The organism is Chitinophaga pollutisoli, assembly GCF_038396755.1.
Taxonomy (GTDB): Bacteria; Bacteroidota; Bacteroidia; order Chitinophagales; family Chitinophagaceae; genus Chitinophaga; species Chitinophaga pollutisoli.
Map to the genome: position 1 here is coordinate 4,572,603 of NZ_CP149822.1, position 18,222 is coordinate 4,590,824.

General features: G+C 55.4%; 16 protein-coding genes. 15 read left to right on the forward strand and 1 reads right to left on the reverse strand.

Features of this window, described 5'->3' with window-relative positions:
* Position 1 precedes the first annotated feature (1 nt).
* From WJU16_RS19445 to WJU16_RS19505, 13 genes are read left to right on the forward strand one after another with little or no spacing between them, the layout of a single operon-like run.
* Positions 2–265, forward strand: coding sequence for a phosphopantetheine-binding protein (locus WJU16_RS19445; protein ID WP_341835077.1), 264 nt, complete (start codon positions 2–4; stop codon positions 263–265).
* Positions 262–1,458: a beta-ketoacyl-[acyl-carrier-protein] synthase family protein gene (locus tag WJU16_RS19450; protein ID WP_341835078.1), complete on the forward strand. Its 1,197-nt coding sequence runs from the start codon at positions 262–264 to the stop codon at positions 1,456–1,458. The genes WJU16_RS19445 and WJU16_RS19450 overlap by 4 nt, the downstream gene beginning before the upstream one ends.
* A gap of 3 nt (positions 1,459–1,461) precedes the next feature.
* On the forward strand, positions 1,462–2,475 hold the full coding sequence (locus tag WJU16_RS19455) for a beta-ketoacyl synthase chain length factor (RefSeq protein WP_341835079.1): 1,014 nt from the start codon (positions 1,462–1,464) through the stop codon (positions 2,473–2,475).
* The gene (locus WJU16_RS19460; RefSeq protein WP_341835080.1) at positions 2,469–3,242 is read left to right on the forward strand and encodes a polysaccharide deacetylase family protein; all 774 of its coding nucleotides are present in this window, start codon (positions 2,469–2,471) and stop codon (positions 3,240–3,242) included. The genes WJU16_RS19455 and WJU16_RS19460 overlap by 7 nt, the downstream gene beginning before the upstream one ends.
* Positions 3,235–3,867, forward strand: a complete 633-nt coding sequence (locus WJU16_RS19465; RefSeq protein ID WP_341835081.1) for an outer membrane lipoprotein carrier protein LolA — start codon at positions 3,235–3,237, stop codon at positions 3,865–3,867. The genes WJU16_RS19460 and WJU16_RS19465 overlap by 8 nt, the downstream gene beginning before the upstream one ends.
* On the forward strand, positions 3,845–4,468 hold the full coding sequence (locus WJU16_RS19470; protein ID WP_341835082.1) for a hypothetical protein: 624 nt from the start codon (positions 3,845–3,847) through the stop codon (positions 4,466–4,468). The genes WJU16_RS19465 and WJU16_RS19470 overlap by 23 nt, the downstream gene beginning before the upstream one ends.
* On the forward strand, positions 4,468–4,830 hold the full coding sequence (locus WJU16_RS19475; protein WP_341835083.1) for a 3-hydroxyacyl-ACP dehydratase: 363 nt from the start codon (positions 4,468–4,470) through the stop codon (positions 4,828–4,830). The genes WJU16_RS19470 and WJU16_RS19475 overlap by 1 nt, the downstream gene beginning before the upstream one ends.
* Positions 4,831–4,832: 2 nt before the next feature.
* Positions 4,833–6,032, forward strand: coding sequence for a DUF2062 domain-containing protein (locus tag WJU16_RS19480; protein ID WP_341835084.1), 1,200 nt, complete (start codon positions 4,833–4,835; stop codon positions 6,030–6,032).
* 56 nt (positions 6,033–6,088) lie between these two features.
* Positions 6,089–9,898 (forward strand): 1-acyl-sn-glycerol-3-phosphate acyltransferase, encoded by a 3,810-nt coding sequence (locus tag WJU16_RS19485; RefSeq protein WP_341835085.1) that lies wholly within the window; start codon positions 6,089–6,091, stop codon positions 9,896–9,898.
* A complete protein-coding gene (locus WJU16_RS19490; protein WP_341835086.1) occupies positions 9,891–11,399 on the forward strand; it encodes an NAD(P)/FAD-dependent oxidoreductase in 1,509 nt (502 codons plus the stop codon). Before WJU16_RS19485 ends, WJU16_RS19490 begins: the two co-directional genes overlap by 8 nt.
* Before the next feature lie 2 nt (positions 11,400–11,401).
* On the forward strand, positions 11,402–13,078 hold the full coding sequence (locus WJU16_RS19495; RefSeq protein ID WP_341835087.1) for a C45 family peptidase: 1,677 nt from the start codon (positions 11,402–11,404) through the stop codon (positions 13,076–13,078).
* Positions 13,075–13,437 carry a holo-ACP synthase gene (gene acpS, locus WJU16_RS19500; protein ID WP_341835088.1) on the forward strand — a complete coding sequence of 121 codons (363 nt, stop codon included), beginning with the start codon at positions 13,075–13,077 and terminating at the stop codon, positions 13,435–13,437. Before WJU16_RS19495 ends, acpS begins: the two co-directional genes overlap by 4 nt.
* Positions 13,438–13,448: 11 nt before the next feature.
* Positions 13,449–14,741, forward strand: a complete 1,293-nt coding sequence (locus WJU16_RS19505) for an AMP-binding protein (RefSeq protein WP_341835089.1) — start codon at positions 13,449–13,451, stop codon at positions 14,739–14,741.
* Here the strand turns inward: WJU16_RS19505 and WJU16_RS19510 are convergent, their stop codons facing one another.
* Positions 14,742–15,230, reverse strand: coding sequence for a DUF6702 family protein (locus WJU16_RS19510; RefSeq protein WP_341835090.1), 489 nt, complete (start codon positions 15,228–15,230; stop codon positions 14,742–14,744).
* Between the two features lie 69 nt (positions 15,231–15,299).
* Here WJU16_RS19510 and WJU16_RS19515 point away from each other — a divergent pair, with 69 nt between their 5' ends.
* Entirely contained in the window at positions 15,300–15,890 is a 591-nt protein-coding gene (locus WJU16_RS19515) for a HupE/UreJ family protein (protein ID WP_341835091.1), read from the forward strand.
* A gap of 7 nt (positions 15,891–15,897) precedes the next feature.
* A complete protein-coding gene (locus tag WJU16_RS19520; RefSeq protein WP_341835092.1) occupies positions 15,898–18,216 on the forward strand; it encodes a M1 family metallopeptidase in 2,319 nt (772 codons plus the stop codon).
* The last annotated feature ends 6 nt before the right edge of the window (positions 18,217–18,222 follow it).

The following is an 18,222-nucleotide window of genomic DNA, read 5'->3' on the forward strand; positions in this document are numbered from 1 at the left end:
TATGGAAAAGTTGATGCAGGATCTGAAAGAGCAGATCATTCAACAGTTGAATTTGCAGGAAGTGAAACCTGAAGACATCGGTGACGACCAGCCGCTTTTCAAGGAAGGGCTCGGGCTCGACAGCATCGATGCACTGGAGCTGATCGTGTTGCTGCAGCAGCATCATAAAATCCGCCTCGCCAAGCCGGAAGACGGACCGAATATTTTCTATTCCGTTCGATCCATGGCAGAATATATCACCGCGGAGAAAGCGAAGCAGGCATGATGAAGGGAAGCGTGTGGATAGCGGGAGGCGGCGTCATTTCCGGCATCGGCCGGAACCTGGACGAATGCATGGCTTCGTTTGAAGCGATGCGCCCGGGCATGGCGTACATGCAGCACCTGCATTCCGCGCATGCCGGCACTTTCCCGGTGGTGGAAGTGAAAGCCCCGAACGAAGAACTGGCCGCCCTCGCGGGCATGCCCGCCCACTGGAGCCGTACGGCCCTGCTGAGCCGCATCGCCGCGCAGGAAGCCTGGAACCGCTCAGGACTAGGCAACATCGCAGATTACCGGGCAGGCTTCGTGTCGGCCAATACGGTTGGCGGGATGGATAAGACGGAAGAATTCATGGAGGCGTTCCTCGCCGATCCCTCGAAAGGGAAACTCCGGCAGGTAGTACACCACGAATGCGGCGCGGTAACCGACCTGGTGGCCGACGCTATGGGCATCCGCCACCATGTGTCCACTATCAGCACGGCCTGTTCGTCCGGCGCCAACGCGCTCATGTACGGGGCCCGCATGATCCGCGCGGGCATGCTCGACGTGGTGATCGCCGGTGGCACCGATGCGCTGACGCGCTTTACGCTCAACGGTTTCAACACGCTGATGATCCTCGACCAGCAAAACTGCCGTCCCTTCGACGATACCCGCACCGGCCTCAACCTGGGCGAGGGCGCGGGGTACGTCGTGCTCGTGTCCGACGCCGTGGCGGAGAAAATCCGGCCCTGGTGCCGCCTGGCAGGTTTCGCCAACGCCAACGACGCCTATCACCAGACGGCCTCTTCGCCCGATGGTACCGGCAACTTCCTGGCTATGAAAGGCGCGCTGGAAATGTGCGGGCTGCAGCCGGAAGACGTAGGGTACATTAACCTGCACGGCACCGGCACCCAAAACAACGACAGTTCGGAAGGACTCGCCATCACCCGGCTGTTCGAAAAAGGCGTACCGCCCGCCAGCTCCACCAAGAGCTTCACGGGGCATACGCTGGGCGCCAGCGGTGGTATCGAAGCGGTTTTTTCCGCGTGGGCGCTTCGCGAAGGGATCATTTATCCCAACGCCAACTTCTCCGTGCAAATGAAGGAACTGGCTTTTTCGCCGGTGACGGCTTTTTCACGGGGCAACGACCTGCGGAACGTGATGTCGAATTCCTTCGGGTTCGGTGGCAATTGTTCCAGCCTGGTCTTTTCAAAGGATTAATATATGAGAGCATTCATACAAGGAGCAGGATGCGTGTCTGCACAAGACAGCAGCGTATTTCCCGGGGAGATCCGGCAATACGAAGGCGACCGCCTGCCCGTGGCCGACCCGGATTACAAACAGTGGATCGACATCAAACAGATCCGCCGGATGGGCCGTGCCATCAAAATGGGCGTAGCCGCGTCGCACATGAGCCTCGAAACCGCGGGAATCAAGAATCCCGACGCCATCGTCATGGGCACGGCGTACGGATGCCTCGCCGATACCGGCGTGTTCCTGCAGAAACTCGTGAGCCAGCATGAAGACATGCTCACGCCCACGGCGTTTATCCAAAGCACGCACAATACCGTGGCCGGGCAGATCGCCCTGCTGCTGGGCTGCCATGCATATAACAATACTTTCGTGCACGGTGCTTTTTCGTTTGAGAACGCCCTGCAGGACGGCCTGTTGTTGCTGGCGGAAAACCCTTCGCGCCAAATACTCGCCGGCGCCACCGACGAGATCACCGGATATTCCCACACCATCCTTCGCCGTTTCGGGCTGTACAGGCATGCGGTAGCGGCCGGGGAAGGCGCGGCATTTTTCGTGTTGTCGGCTGAGAAAAAAGATACATCCCTCGCGCAGCTGACCGCCGTGGAAATGTTGTACCGGCCCGCTTCGGAAAAGGAAACGGCGGATCAACTGGCCGCATTCCTCGCCAGGAGCGGGGTGCAGCCGGGCGGACTGAACCTTGTGCTCACGGGCCGCAACGGCGATGAAGACAACGACAAATATTATGAAACGTTGGAATCATCGCTTTTCCAGGATACGCCCATCGCGGCATTCAAGCAATTCTGCGGGGAATATCCCACCGCATCGGCGTTTGCTGTGTGGATGGCGGCGGGATGCCTGAATAGGGGGGCCGTTCCGCAGGAAGCGATGGTGAAAGGCGCAGCGCCGGCCCAACCAGAGCGCATCCTTATTTGGAATCACCATCAGGGGAAATATCACTCATTTATCTTACTGGAGAAATGCTGAGGATCTGGGTCATAGCAGCCGCGGCCGTATCCGTGGGCGTGTTGATCGCCTGGCATGGAAGCTGGACGGCAACTCCACTCTGGAAGTTGCTGATTCCCGTTGGCATCGCCGCGGGTTTTGCGGCCTGGGGCTCGGTAAACGTACGGTCCAATTACTTCGTGCGCACCCGCAGCAAAGGCAAATCTTCCGACAAATCCGTGTCGTTGTCGTTCGATGACGGTCCGGCCGTGGAATTCACCCCGCAGATACTCGACATCCTCGCGCAATTCGACGTGAAAGCCGCGTTCTTCTGCATCGGTCACCGCGTGGAGCAGGAGCCGGCGCTCATGAAAAGGATTGCGGCGGAAGGGCATATTGTGGGTAACCACAGCTTTTCACACAGTCCGATGTTCGACCTGCAATCGTCTTCCGCCATGCGCGACGACCTGGTGAAGGCCAACGCGGTCATCCAATCCGCCATTGGCCATCAACCCAAATTATTCCGCCCGCCTTACGGCGTCACCAATCCCATGCTTGCCCGCGCGATCCGCAAATGCCGGTTCATCGCCGTGGGATGGAGCATCCGCTCGTTCGACACCGTCATCAAAGACGAAGACAAACTGTTCGAGCGTGTAACAAAGAAAATCGAAGCGGGAGACGTCTTCCTCTTTCACGATACGGCCGCGGCCACGGTCAAAATACTGCCCGCGCTCATCAAACAACTCAAAAGGGATGGTTTCGCCATCAAAAGATTGGATGAACTATTAAACATACCGGCTTATGCGTAGATGGATCATGCTGATGGCAGTTTGCTGTATGGCGTTGCAGGTTGCCGCCCAGAGCGGGTTTAAGCCCGTCGCCAACCTCGATCAGTTCAAAAGGGAATTTGCCGCAGCGGCGCAAAAAACGCAATCGATCAAAAGCGACTTTGTGCAGGAGAAATACCTCAGCATGCTGTCGGATAAAATCACCTCCAAAGGCAAATTCTGGTTCAAGAAAGAAAACCGGGTGCGGATGGAGTATGCATCGCCCACGTTCTACCTCATGATTATCAACGGCAAGAACGTGCGCATCAAAGATGCCCGGAGTGATAAAAATATTTCCACCGGCGGCAATAAACTGTTCGAACAGATCAGCCGCATCACGGCCGATTGCGTGCAGGGAAATGTGCTGAACAACAAAGATTTCTCCGCCAAAGTGCAGGAAAACGCACAGCAATACCTTTTACAGCTGGCGCCGGTGGCGAAGGGAATGAAGGATTTCTTCTCGTCTATTGAGCTGTTGGTGGATAAAAAGGATTTGGGCGTGACGAAGATCGTGATGCACGAAGCTTCGGGCGACCGCACCGAAATGATTTTCACGAAAAAGGAACTCAACGCTGCCATTCCAGATGAGATGTTTGCTCTTAAATAGCGTATTGCTGCTGTTGCTCGCTTCCTGCGGATCGGCCTACAAAGGTCTGCAACGCACGGAATACGACGCGGCTGCCTGCCTGCAAAACTTCAGGCCGCGCATCGATTCGCCGGCGCTGTACAGTACGCAGGTGGACATACTTCAGCATCATTTATCCGGACTGCTGTATTTCCGGCCGATGGACAACGGCAGCATGAGGGTTTTGTTTTTGAGTGAAGTGGGGATGAAGTTTTTCGATTTCGAGTTTACGAAAGACGGGGATTTCATCAAACATTACATGCTGCCGAAAATGGATAGGAAAGCCGTGGTGAAAACGCTTCGCAAGGATTTTGACATGGTGCTTATGCGGCGCGATCCTTCTTCTGCGGAAACATTTTCCATGGCCGGGCTCCATTACATTTCGTTCCGTCTTCCAAAAGGGAAGATTTACTATATCACCGATCCGGCTTGTACGGAGCTTGTTCGGGTGGAAAACGGCTCACGCCGCAAACCCGTGGTGGAAGCCACGCTCCGCGCATACCGCAATGGCGTTCCGGACAGTATCGACATCAGGCATCATGCCGTCAAATTCAATATTTCATTACAACGCGTAGAAAAATAATGTTAGCAGGAAAATTCTATACCATCGTTTCCCGACAGCAACCGGCTGAAAATTCGATCCACTACACGATCGACTGGAACGGCGCGCACCCGATTTTCGAAGGGCACTTTCCCGGTCAGCCCGTAGTGCCCGGCGTTTGCATGATGCAGACGATCCAGGAGCTGGTGTCGGCCGCCGTGGGTAAAAAGCTGTTGGTGGAAAAAGCTTCCAACATGAAGTTCCTCAATATGATCGACCCCCGCGTGAGCCCGCAGGTGACCGTGGAGATCGGTTTTACGGAAGAGGAAGGAGGTTATAAAACGAATGCCGTCATCAAACATGAAGCCACCACGTTCCTGAAGTTCCAGGGTCGTTTCAAGTAACTATGGAGCAACAGGGCACATACGATGCGCAGTTTGGCGCGCGCAAGGTTTGCGTGCTGATCCCGACCTATAACAACGCCGGCACCCTCGGGGCCGTGTTGGAACAGGTAATGGGCTATACGCGGCATGTGATCGTGGTAAATGACGGGTCCACCGACGATACGAAGGCCGTGTTGGAGCGGTTTCCGCAGGTGAATGTATTGTCGTACCAGCCCAACCGCGGCAAAGGCATCGCCCTGCGCAGGGGTTTTACATTTGCGGTGGAGCAGGGCTACGATTTCGCGATCACGATGGATGCCGACGGGCAGCACTATGCCAGTGACCTGATTGCGTTCCTGGACAAAGCCGACCGCAATGATCCCGCTATTCTGATCGGCGCACGCAACCTGCATCAGGAGAACATGCCCGGCAAAAATACTTTCGCCAACAAGTTCTCCAACTTCTGGTTTTATGTGGAAACGGGGCTGAAAGGGCCGGATACGCAATCCGGTTACCGGCTGTACCCGCTGTTTGCCATGAAGAGGATGCGGTTCATGTGCACCAAATACGAATTCGAGATCGAAGTGCTGGTACGCAGCAGCTGGAAAGGCATCCGTATCGGCTGGGAGCCGGTGGGTGTATATTATCCGCCGGCGGAGGAAAGGGTGTCGCACTTCCGGCCATTCCGGGATTTTTCGCGGATCAGCGTGCTGAATACTGTGCTGGTAACGATCGCGTTTCTGTATATCCATCCGCGCAACCTGTTGCGGTTTATATTTTCGAAAGACGGATTGCGGTATCTCTGGCGCGAGCAGCTGCTGGCGGCGGGGGAGAGCAACGCGAGGAAGGCAGTGTCAGTGGGGTTCGGCGTTTTTATGGGGATTTTCCCGGTGTGGGGGTTCCAGATGCTGATCGCCGTAATCGTGGCGGCTTTTCTACGGCTGAACAAAGCGTTGGTGCTCATCGCGTCCAACATCAGTATACCGCCCATGATCCCGCTGATCGTGTACGGCAGTTTTTTGATGGGCAGGATGTTTGTGACGGAAGATGCGACCTGGATCATTTTCAGTAAAAACCTCACGCTCGACGACGTGAAGCAAAACCTTTTCCAATATATCACGGGCAGTATCACGCTGGCCGTGGCGGCGGGGCTCGTGGCGGGCCTCGTGACGTACCTGGCGCTATCGGTATTCCGGCGCAAGCGGACCGCGGCGCAAACCTAAAAACGATTCATGGGAACTTTCTTCATATCGATCTACAATTTCTTTAACGCCCGTAAATGGCTGCTCTGGCTGTTTACGGCTTTCCTTTTTTATCCGCCGCCTTCTTCGCTTCCAAAGTGAAACTCGAAGAAGACATCACGCGCGTATTGCCGCAGGATCCCAAAATCGACCGCCTCAACCAGTTCTTTCAAAACTCCAAGTTCGCGGATAAACTGGCCGTCATCGTGTCCCAGCGCGATACCGCCGCCCCCGCCACCCCCGACAGCCTCACCGCGGTAGCGGAACAGCTGGTCGCCGGCCTGCAGGCCGAAACTTTCCACCAATACGTTTCCCAGGTTACAGGAAGGATGGAAGACACGCTGCTGTTCAGCCTCCTCGACCGCGTGCAGTCCAACCTCCCGCTGTTCCTCGAAGAAAAGGACTACATCACACTGGATTCCCTCACTTCCCCCGACCGCATTGCCGCCGCGGTGGAAGCAAATTATAACACGCTCATTTCCCCCGCCGGGATGGTGTTGAAAAAATCCATCGCGGCAGACCCGTTCGGCGTCACCTGGATCGGGATGAAGAAGCTGCAACAGCTCCAGGCCGATGACACCTGGACGCTCTACGACGGCTACCTCATGAGCAAGGACGAGAAAAACATCCTCCTCCTCATCACACCGAAAAACGGTCCGAACAAAACCGATATCAACAAAAAGTTCCTTTCGCAGCTCGACAACCTGATTGATTCCACCCTCATTCCCACGCCCGCCATATCGATCACGTACTTTGGGGCCACGGCAGTAGCGGTGGGGAATGCGGTGCAGTTGCGGAAGGATACGCTCTTTACGCAAGGCATTACCGTGTTGTTGCTCATCGTGCTCATCGCCCTGTTTTTCCGCCGCAAGCGCGCGCCGCTGCTGGTGATGATGCCCGTGGTGTTCGGCGGATTGTTCTCCCTGGCCATGGTGTACCTGATCCAGGGCAGCATTTCCGTGATCGCGCTGGGCGCGGGTTGCGTGGTGCTGGGCGTGGCGGTGAATTACTCGCTGCACGTTTTCAACCATTTCCGCCATTTGCCGGATATCCGGCGGGTGCTGGCCGACCTGGCCATGCCCATGACGGTGGGCAGCTTCACCACCGTGGGCGGATTTTTCTGCCTGCAGTTCGTGAAATCCCCCATGCTGCAAGACGTCGGGTTATTCGCGGCGTTCAGCCTCATCGGGGCTTCACTCTTCTCGCTCATCATTCTCCCGCATTTCATCGTGATGGGCAAGGCCCCCGCGAAGAATGGCCCGGTTCAACACAACATCATCGACCGCCTTTCAGGCTGGCGGCCGGAACGCAATAAGAAACTGGTGTACGGCATCCTGGGTCTCACCGTCGTGTTTTTCTTCACCGCGCAAAATGTCGCATTCGAAAGCGACATGATGCGGATGAACTACATGCCCGAAAAGCTCCGCGAAGCCGAAGAAAAACTCAACCGCCTCAACGATTACACCGCGCAAACGGTGTACATGCTGTCCGAAGGCGCCAGCCTCGACGAAGCCCTCCAGCACCGCGCCGACGCCGATACCGCGCTGGACCGCCTCCTCGCCACTGGCGCTCTGAAGAAAACGGGCGGTCCCGGCAAACTGCTGTTATCGGAAGCCGAGCAGCAAAAGCGCATCGAAAGGTGGAAAAAATACTGGTCGCCGGAGCGCACCGCCGCCGTGATGGCGACCTTGCGGCAGGAGGGCGCGAAGTTCGGATTCAGGCCGGATGCGTTCGATAAGTTCCAGGCGCTGGTGATGCAGGATTATATCGTAATCCGGCCGGAGCATTCGCCGCTCATGACGTTGCCCTCAATCAGCGATTTTGTAACATTAAAAGATGGAAACGCTTCGCTGTCGGGTATTTTGAAGGTTGATCCCGCCCGCAAAAACGAAGTGTACGCCGCGCTGGACGCCTTGCCGGGAACGGTGGTGGTCGACAAGCAATACACCGCCAACCGCCTCGCCGTCGTGATCCGCGACGAGTTCAATACCATCGCCTGGATGACGTCGGCGCTCGTGTTCTTCGCACTGCTGCTGTCGTACGGGCGCATCGAGCTGGCGCTTATCACCTTCATCCCGATGGCCATCAGCTGGGTGTGGATTCTGGGGATCATGGGATTATTCGGCATCCCGTTCAATATCGTCAACATTATCCTTTCTACTTTCATTTTCGGTTTGGGGGATGATTACAGCATCTTCACGATGGACGGGTTGCTGCAGGAATACAAAACCGGCAGCAAGCATCTTCCTTCCTTCAAATCGTCCATATTCTTCTCAGCAATTACCACCATTCTCGGATTGGGCGTGCTGATTTTCGCGGAGCACCCGTCCCTGAAATCCATCGCGCTGATCGCCGTGATCGGTATACTTTGCGTGGTGATCACTTCACAAGTGCTTATTCCATTCCTGTTCAATTTCCTCATTACCAACCGCGTCAACAAAAACAAGCGTCCGCCATGGACGCTTTGGAGCTGGTCGAAATCGATGTTCTCGTTCATTTATTTCGCCTTCGGTGCGATGGTGCTCACCGTGATCGGTACCATCCTCATCCGTCTGAACCCCTTCAATAAAGAGAAAGGCAAGAAGATTTATCACTGGTTATTGTCCAAATGCACCTGGAGCGTGCTGCATGTGATGGGGAACACGAAGAAGGTAACCATCAACGAGCACAAAGAGGATTTTAAAAAGCCGGCGGTTATCATCAGCAATCACCAGTCTTTCCTCGATATTCTCATGTCCACCTCCATGCATCCCAACGTGGTGCTGCTGACGAACCAGTGGGTGTACAATTCACCGGTTTTCGGTCAGGTCGTGAAAATGGCGGACTATTATCCCGTGGCGGAGGGCGCTGAAGAAGGCATCGATCACCTGCGCGACCGTGCGGCCCATGGTTATTCGATCGTCGTGTACCCGGAAGGGACGCGCTCGCAGGATAGTCATATCAAACGTTTCCACAAAGGCGCATTTTACCTGGCGCAGGAGCTGAACCTCGACATCATTCCGGCGATTATCCATGGCACGGCGTATTGCATGTCGAAGGGCGATTTCCTATTGAAAGACGGCACGATGACGATGAAGATCCTCCCCCGCATCAAAGCCTCCGACACCGCCTGGGGCGAAGGCTACGCGGCCCGGACGAAATCCATCAGCAAGTACTTCAAAGCCGAATACGGCAAACTGGCCGAAGCCATCGAAACACCCGCCTATTATCGCGAACAACTGATCTATCAGTATATTTACAAAGGCCCGGTACTGGAATGGTACATGCGGATCAAGACGAAAATGGAGCGGAATTACGAAGATTTCCACCGTATGCTGCCCCTCAAAGGCGACATTATGGACATCGGTTGCGGGTACGGATTCATGAGCTATATGCTGCATTTCCTCTCGCCCGAAAGGAATATGCTCGGCGTGGATTATGACGAAGATAAGATCGCGGTGGCGCAACATTGCTACATCCGCAACGACTCCGTGCAATTCCGTTCCGCGGATATCACGCAGTACGATATCCCGGAAAAAGACGCTTTCGTTTTGCTCGACGTGCTCCATTACCTGCAACCCGAACAGCAAGCCAGCCTGGTGCGCCGGTGCATGGACAAGCTCCGGCCCGGCGGCGTCATCATCATCCGCGATGGCGACGCAGACCTGAAGAAGAAGCACCGCGGCACAAAGCTGACGGAGCTTTTCAGCACGAAGCTGCTCGGGTTTAATAAAACGTCGGCCCATCCATTGTCCTTCTTTTCGTCCGCCACCTTGCGGCAGACCGTGGAAAGCCATGGCGGCACGGTGGAGCGGATCGATCAGACGAAATTTACATCCAATATTGTTTTCATCATCAGAAATGCATAGTTACGACGTAGTCATAGCCGGTAGCGGCCTCGGCGGCCTGGTTTGCGGAGCGATACTCAGCAAAAACGGGTACCGCGTGCTGGTGCTGGAAAAAAACAAGCAGCTGGGCGGATGTTTGCAGACGTTCAGCCGCGACAAAACCATTTTCGATTCCGGCGTGCATTATGTGGGCGGGTTGGAGAAAGGGCAGAATCTTTACCAGGTTTTCCAATACCTGGGGATCATGGATAAACTGAAACTCAAGCGCCTGGATATGGATTGCTTCGACCGCATCGCCTTCCGCGACGATCCGAAGGAATACAAAATGGCGCAAGGGTATGAGGGGTTCATCCAGAACCTGTTGCAGGATTTTCCGGAAGAGGAAAAAGCGTTGCGCGAGTATTGCGACATGCTGAAGCATATTTGCGCGAAGTTTCCCTTGTACAACCTGCGGCTGGGGGATTTCGGGGAGAAGGAATCCGTGCTGGGCATGGATGCCGCCGCGTATATCGACGGGCTCAGCAGCAACAAGAAGCTGACGGCGGTGCTGGCAGCCAATAGTTCGCTTTACGCCGGGGTGCGGGGCAAGACGCCCATGTACGTACATGCCCTGGTCCTGAACAGCTATATCGAAAGTTCGTGGAAATGCCTGAACGGGGGATCTCAAATCGGGAAATGGCTCGCCCGCGTGATCCTCGACAACAACGGCACATTGTTAAAACATAAGGAAGTGAAAAGGATCGTGGCACAAGGGCACGAAGTGCAGTTCGTGGAAACGGCGGACGGCGGGCGGTATTCCGGGAAATACTACATTTCCAATATCCACCCCGCCAATACGCTCGACATGCTCGAAAGCGACGTCATCCGCCAGGCCTACCGCAGCCGCATCAAAACCCTGGAAAACGGGAATGGCTGCCTGATGGTCAATGCGGTGTTGAAACCAGGCTTCTTTCCGCATATGAACTACAATTTTTACTATCATGATGTAGATGACGTTTGGAGCGGACACGATTACGACGAAAACGCATGGCCCCTCAACTATTCGATGTTCATCACCCCCGATCCGAAAGACCAGCGCTTCGCCAACAGCCTTTCCATCCTGGCGTATATGAACATCCGCGAACTGGAGCCCTGGAAAGACACGTTCAACACCGTTTCCAGGGAATCGCCAAGGGGAGCGGAATATGAAGCGTTCAAAACCGCGAAAGCTGAAAAGCTGATCGACCTGGTGGAGCAGCGCTTCCCCGTGCTGCGGCAATGCATCCAAAGCTATTCCGTAGCCACGCCGCTGTCTTTCCGCGATTACATCGGCACCGCCGACGGGTCGATGTACGGCGTCATGAAAGATTGCAACGATCCGTTGCGGACTTTCATCAGCGCCCGAACCAAACTCAATAACCTGTTCCTGACGGGGCAGAACCTGAACCTGCATGGCATCCTGGGCGTAACAATGACCGCCCTGCTGACCTGCGGCGAATTACTGGACATGGAAAAACTCTTGCACGAGATAAACGAAGCGTAATCATGGCAAAGAAGAAGAGCATCTGGAGGAAAATAGGGAAAGTCCTGCTGTATATCACAGGGTTTTTCGTGCTGCTGATCGTGGGATTGTTTGTGTACCTCTGGATCGTGGCGCGCATGCCGCCGCCGGACATCACGGACAAGAGCAGCCTGCAATGGCAGCGCACCAGGCTGGATTCCACGGCGTATACGCTGGGCAACAGCTGGTTCCGCAAGAGCCGGAGCGGGTTGTATGAAATGTATGTGGAAGGGAAGCCTTTTGAAAGGGGCGTTGTGTACGGAAAGCTGGCCGAAGAGCTGGTGCAGCGCCAGGAAGATCATTTCACCGAACAGATCGGGAAAATGATCCCTTCACGGACGTACCAGCATTTCCTGAAGTACCTCATCGGCTGGTTTAACCGGAACATGGATAAAAACGTGGCGGATGAATTCAAGGAGGAGATTTACGGTGTTTCGTTTTCCGCTTCGCCGGATTATGATTTCATCGGCACCAACTACCAGCGCATCATGAACTACCATGCCGCGCACGACATCGGGCATGCGCTGCAGAACCTGGCGCTGGTGGGCTGTACGTCGTTCGGGACCTGGAACGACCGCTCGGAGGACAGTTCCCTGATCATCGGCCGGAACTTCGATTTTTATGTAGGCGATAAGTTCGCGGAAGACAAAATAGTTGCGTTCTACCGGCCGGAGAAGGGGCATCCGTTCATGATGGTGACCTGGGGTGGATTTACAGGTGTAGTGTCGGGGATGAACATGGCGGGACTGACGGTTACGATCAACGCCGCGAAGAGCGATATCCCTTCGGGATCGGCCACGCCGGTGTCGCTTGTGGCGCGGGAAATCCTGCAATATGCGGGCAACATCCACGAAGCATATGCGATCGCGCAAAAGCGGAAAATGTTCGTGAGCGAATCGTTCCTGATCGGTTCGGCCGCGGATAACCGCGCTGCCATCATCGAGAAAACGCCCGACAGCATTGCCTTGTACGATCCGCGCGGTAACGAGATATCGTGCGCCAACCATTTCCAGAGCCAGGGGCTGGGCGCTTCGGAGGCCAACAGGGAACAGCTGGCGGGCAGCGCTTCGCCTTACCGTTACCAGCGTTTGCAGGAATTGCTGGAAAGGAATGGAAAGAACAGCGTGGCCAAAACCGTGTCGATCCTCCGCGACCAGCGCGGGCTGAAGGATGTGGACATCGGGATGGGGAACGAAAAAGCCATCAATCAGCTGATCGCCCATCACGCCATCGTCTTCAAACCGAAAGAAAGAAAAGTATGGATCTCCACCGCCCCCTGGCAACTCGGCGAGTTCGTGGCCTACGATCTCCATACCATTTTTTCGATGAAAGGCCTGCAGTCAGACCACGAGATCTGCGACAGCAGCGCCATCATCCCCAAAGATTCCTTCCTCCTTACCGACAACTATCGTAAATTCACGGACTTCCGGCGCCTCAAAGCCGCCGTGATGGATGGGGCGGCAATCGATGTGGACAGGATCACGGCCGACAACCCGGAATATTATCATGCCTGGGTGCTCGCCGGCGATTATCTATTCAAACACAAACAATTCGCGAAAGCGAAAACTTATTACCAAACGGCGCTGACGAAAGAAATCGCCACTGGACCGGAAAAGGAGCACATCCTCCGGCAAATTGAAAAATGCGATAAACAAAGATGAAAGGCCTGGGAACAGATATCGTTGAAGTAGACCGCATCGCGGAGAAGCTCGGGAAGAATCAGGGCTTCCGCGAGCTGGTGTTTTCTCCGCTTGAGATCGCGTATTGCGAGAAACAGGCCAACAAATACGAAAGCTACGCCGCCAGGTTCGCTGCCAAGGAAGCCTTCCTCAAAGCCCTCGGCACCGGGTGGGCAGGCAGCGGCATGCAATTCAACGAGATCGAAGTACGGAACAACGAAGCCGGCAAACCCGAGCTGTTCCTCACCGGCAACGCCGCCCCGCTCATGGAAGGCAAACAGGTATTGCTGTCGCTTTCCCATGTGAAATCCGTGGCCATGGCAACCGTGGTCATCCTTTAACCGCCAGATTTATGTACATACCCGACATAGAATTACAAAATCACGCCGCCATCCGGCAATTCCAAAACAAGGAGCTGCAGCACCTCGTGGGCTATCTCCGCCAGTTTTCCCCTTTCTACCGCGAATGGTTCGCCGCCAACAATATCGATACCGACGCCATCCGCTCGGTTGATGATCTGCAACAGCTGCCAACCGTTTCGAAGGAAGACCTGCAGCAACGGAACTGGGATTTTCTTTGTGTCGATAAAAGCAAGATCGCCGAGTACACCTCCACTTCCGGCACCCTGGGCCGCCCCGTGATCATCCCGCTCACGGATAAGGACCTCGACCGCCTCAGCTACAACGAGTTCATCTCCTTCAGCTGCGCCGGCGGCACCGACGAGGACATCTACCAGCTCATGCTCACGCTCGACCGGCAGTTCATGGCCGGGATGGCTTACTACAACGGCATCCGCAAACTCGGTGCGGGCGTGCTGCGCGTGGGCCCGGGCGTGCCTTCGTTGCAATGGGAGAATATCCGGCGCATCCAGCCCACGGTGATCGTGGCGGTGCCGTCGTTCATCCTGAAACTCATTGCTTTCGCGGAAGAGCACGGGATCGACATCAACGAATCCACCGTGAAAAAGGCCGTTTGTATCGGCGAGAATATCCGCAACACGGATTTTTCGTATAACGTGCTGGGCAAGAAGATTACGGACAAATGGAACATCGATCTTTTCTCCACATACGCATCTACCGAGATGCAGACAGCCTTCACCGAATGCCGCCAGGGCAGGGGAGGGCACCATCATCCCGAACTGCTTATCGTTGAACTGCTCGACGACCAGGACAGCCCCGTTCCTCCCGGCGCGCCCGGCGAGGTGACCATTACCACCCTCGGCGTGGAAGCCATGCCCCTGCTGCGCTACAAGACCGGTGATATTTGCCAGTACGACGAAACGCCCTGCAGTTGCGGCCGGCAAACGTTGCGGCTGTCGCCCGTAATCGGCCGCCGCAAGCAGATGATCAAGTACAAGGGCACAACGCTTTATCCGCCCGCGCTCTACGACCTGCTGAGCGATATGGAAGACGTGAGGGAATTTGTGGTGGAAGTGTTCTCCAACGAAATCGGCACCGACGAAATCCTGTTGCACCTGCACCCCCGCGAGGAGTCGGAAGACGGCGACCGGCGGATCAAGTCCTATCTCCAGGCAAAGCTCCGCGTGATCCCACAGGTGCGTTACTGCGCCATGCCGGAGATATTGAAAATGCAGTTCCCCGAGGGCAGCCGCAAGCCAGTCAAATTTATCGACAACCGGAAATAATTAAAAGTTGAAAGTAGCACTGGGCGAGGGATTGTCCAGCTTCGTGCTTTGCCGGCGACCGTTCACGATCACATGGATCATGTGGCTTTGGGTATCGTGCTCGGCATAGAGCACGTCGTTGCGCAGATCGAGTTTTTTGAACGGCGCGAGGGGCGCGCATTCCAAAAAGCACCAGGTGGCGTCTTCAGAGATTTCGTAGCCGAGGTAGCGGATCTGTAAAGGTTTGCCATCGGCCTGCAGGCTGAGGTGCCTGCGGAGGTACTGGGCCACGAGGGAGTCCGCCGCTGCGCGGTTTTTGGGATGGATGATATCCAACGGCTGTTTGGATTCCTTTTTCAGGACATTTTCGAGATCGTCGGAGAAGATGCGGACGCTGATTTCCAGGGTTTTCTGTGGGTTGTTGTAACGTATTTCGGTGACGCTCATGTAGAAAGGGTGCACTGCGGCCATCAGCGCAGGCAGGCACCATTTAAATAACATTACTCCCATCGGCCCTAAAATATTTTTATATTTACCGTTAACAGATTAACATTACGAAGTTACGCAAAAATCTACGCCATGCAGGAGTTCAGCTTGTATTTCGAGGAAGGCTGGCAACATATAGCAGATCTCGGAGGATACGACCACATTTTGTTTATCATGGCGCTTTGTGCCGTTTACCTGATGAAAGACTGGAAGAAAGTGCTCATCCTGGTGACGGCTTTCACGCTCGGGCATTCGATTACCCTGGCGCTCAGTGTGCTCGGCATCGTAAGGGTGTCTACCGACCTTATAGAATTCCTTATCCCGGTAACGATTGTGTTGACGGCGCTGGGAAATGTAATCCGGGGAGGCAAGGAACCGGCGCGCGCTAACTGGAATTACTTTTTCGCGATTTTTTTCGGGTTGATCCACGGGCTGGGGTTCTCCAACTACCTCCGCAGCATGCTGGGCTCGCAGGCCGATATCCTGCAGCCGCTACTGGCCTTTAACCTGGGCCTCGAATTCGGGCAGTTGATCATTGTAACAATCGTGCTCCTCCTTTCCCAGCTGATCATCCGCTTCAGCAGGGCTTCGCGCCGCGACTGGACGCTGTTCCTCTCCGCCGCGATCTTCGGGGTGGCATTCGTAATGAGTATAGAAAGATTTGCATTATTACTGGAAAAATAGATCATCGATGACGATACGTTCCATCTTAGGATGCCTCCTGGTAGCCGCGCCGCTCGCAACGCTGGCGCAGAACCCGGGCTCCAATCACGGCAACCGCTTCGAACAACTGGGCACCCTGCTGAGCGATCCCAACATGTACCGCTCCGCTTCCGGCGTTCCAGGACCGAAATACTGGCAACAACGCGCGGATTACGATATCACCGCCGAGCTCGACGAAGCGCAGCGCCGCCTCATCGGCTCGGAAACCGTGACGTATTATAACAATTCCCCCGACCCGCTTACTTACATCTGGCTCCAGCTCGACGAAAATGAGCATGACCCGAAGTCGGACAACAACAGCTTCGACGGCAGCACGATGAAAGACCGGATGAGCAGCCGCGAAATCGGCCGTTTACTGGGCATGGAGCAAGGGCATGGGGTGAATATCACCAAAGTGACCGACGCCTCCGGGAAACCGCTGCCATACACCATCAATCAAACCATGATGCGCATCGAAATGCCGCAAACGCTGGCGCCGGGCGCGAAAATTGTGTTTAAAATAGACTGGTGGTATAAGATCCCCAACCGCATGACCATTGGCGGAAGGGGCGGTTACGAGCATTTCGCGGCCGATGGAAATGACCTGTACACCATGGCGCAGTGGTACCCCCGCCTCGCCGTGTATTCCGACTTCCAGGGATGGCAGAACAAACAGTTCACCGGCCGCGGCGAATTCGCCCTCACCTTCGGGAACTTTAAAGTGAAAATGACCGTTCCGGCGGATCATGTGGTAGGCGCAACCGGGGAATGCCGGAACTATAAAGAAATGCTCACCCCTGCACAGTTCCAGCGCTGGCAGCAGGCACAGAAGGCAGCGGAACCACTAGAGATCGTGACCCTCGCAGAAGCGCAGGAAGCCATGAAAGGCAAATCCACCCGCAAAAAAACCTGGATCTACGAAGCCACCAACGTACGCGATTTCGCGTGGGTTGCCTCCCGCAGGCTCGTGTGGGACGCCATGGGCGTTAACATCGAAGGCAAACCTGTGATGGCTATGAGCTACTACGGCCCCGAAGCCTATCCGCTCTACCGCCGCTATTCCACTAAAGTAGTCGCTCACACGCTGCGTTCCTACTCGAACCATACCATTCCATACCCTTATCCCGTTGCCATTTCCGTGGAAGCGGCCAACGGTATGGAATACCCCATGATCTGCTTCAACTACGGCCGTGCGGAAGCGGACGGCACGTACAGCGAAACCACGAAAAACGGTATGATCGGCGTGATCATCCACGAAGTAGGCCACAACTTCTTCCCTATGATCGTCAATTCCGATGAACGCCAGTGGACCTGGATGGACGAAGGGCTCAATACTTTTTGCCAGTTCATGGCCGAACAGGAGTGGGACAGCAACTTCCCTTCGCGCCGCGGCCCCGCGCACCACATCGTGGAATACATGAGCATGCCGAAAGACAAGCTGGAACCCGTGATGAGCAATTCCGAAAACATCATCATGTTCGGTCCCAACGCCTACGCCAAACCCGCCACGGCACTGAATATCCTCCGCGAAACCGTGATGGGCCGCGAACTGTTCGACTACGCCTTCCGGGAATATGCCCGCCGATGGGCTTTCAAACATCCCACCCCGGCCGATTTCTTCCGCACGATGGAAGATGCCTCCGCCGTGGACCTGGATTGGTTCTGGCGCGGCTGGTTCTTCGGCACCGAACCGGTAGATATCTCGATCGACAGCGTAAAATGGTACCGGATGGATGCGAAAGATCCCGCCGAAAACAATAAAGCCGCCGAAGCCGCCGCCCTCCGTGAAAACACGCACATCGCGCAAACGCGGAATAAAGCCGAAGGCATGAAATACGTGGTGGACCAGGATACCAGCCTGCAGGACTTCTACAGCAAATGGGACCGCTACGCTGTAACGCCCGCCCAGTCGGCCGCTTACCAGCAAATGAAGGCCAGCCTTACGCCCGAAGAAAAGAAGCGCTACGAAAGCAAAAAGAACTTCTACGAAGTAACATTCAAAAATATCGGCGGCAACGTGATGCCCGTTATCGTGGAATGGACTTTCGCCGACGGCACAAAGGAAGTGGACCGCATTTCCGCATACATCTGGCGCCACAACGAACAGGAAGTGACGAAAGTGTTTGCGAAAGACAAACAAGTGGTGTCCGTGCAACTCGATCCCTACCGCGAAACCGCGGATATCGACGAGTCCAACAACAGCTGGCCCCGCCAGGCCACGCCTTCCCGGTTCGAGCTGTTCAAGTCGGAACGCGCGGCGCGGGGTACTTCCACCGGCGGCAACCCGATGCAACAGGCACGCCAATAAATCAAC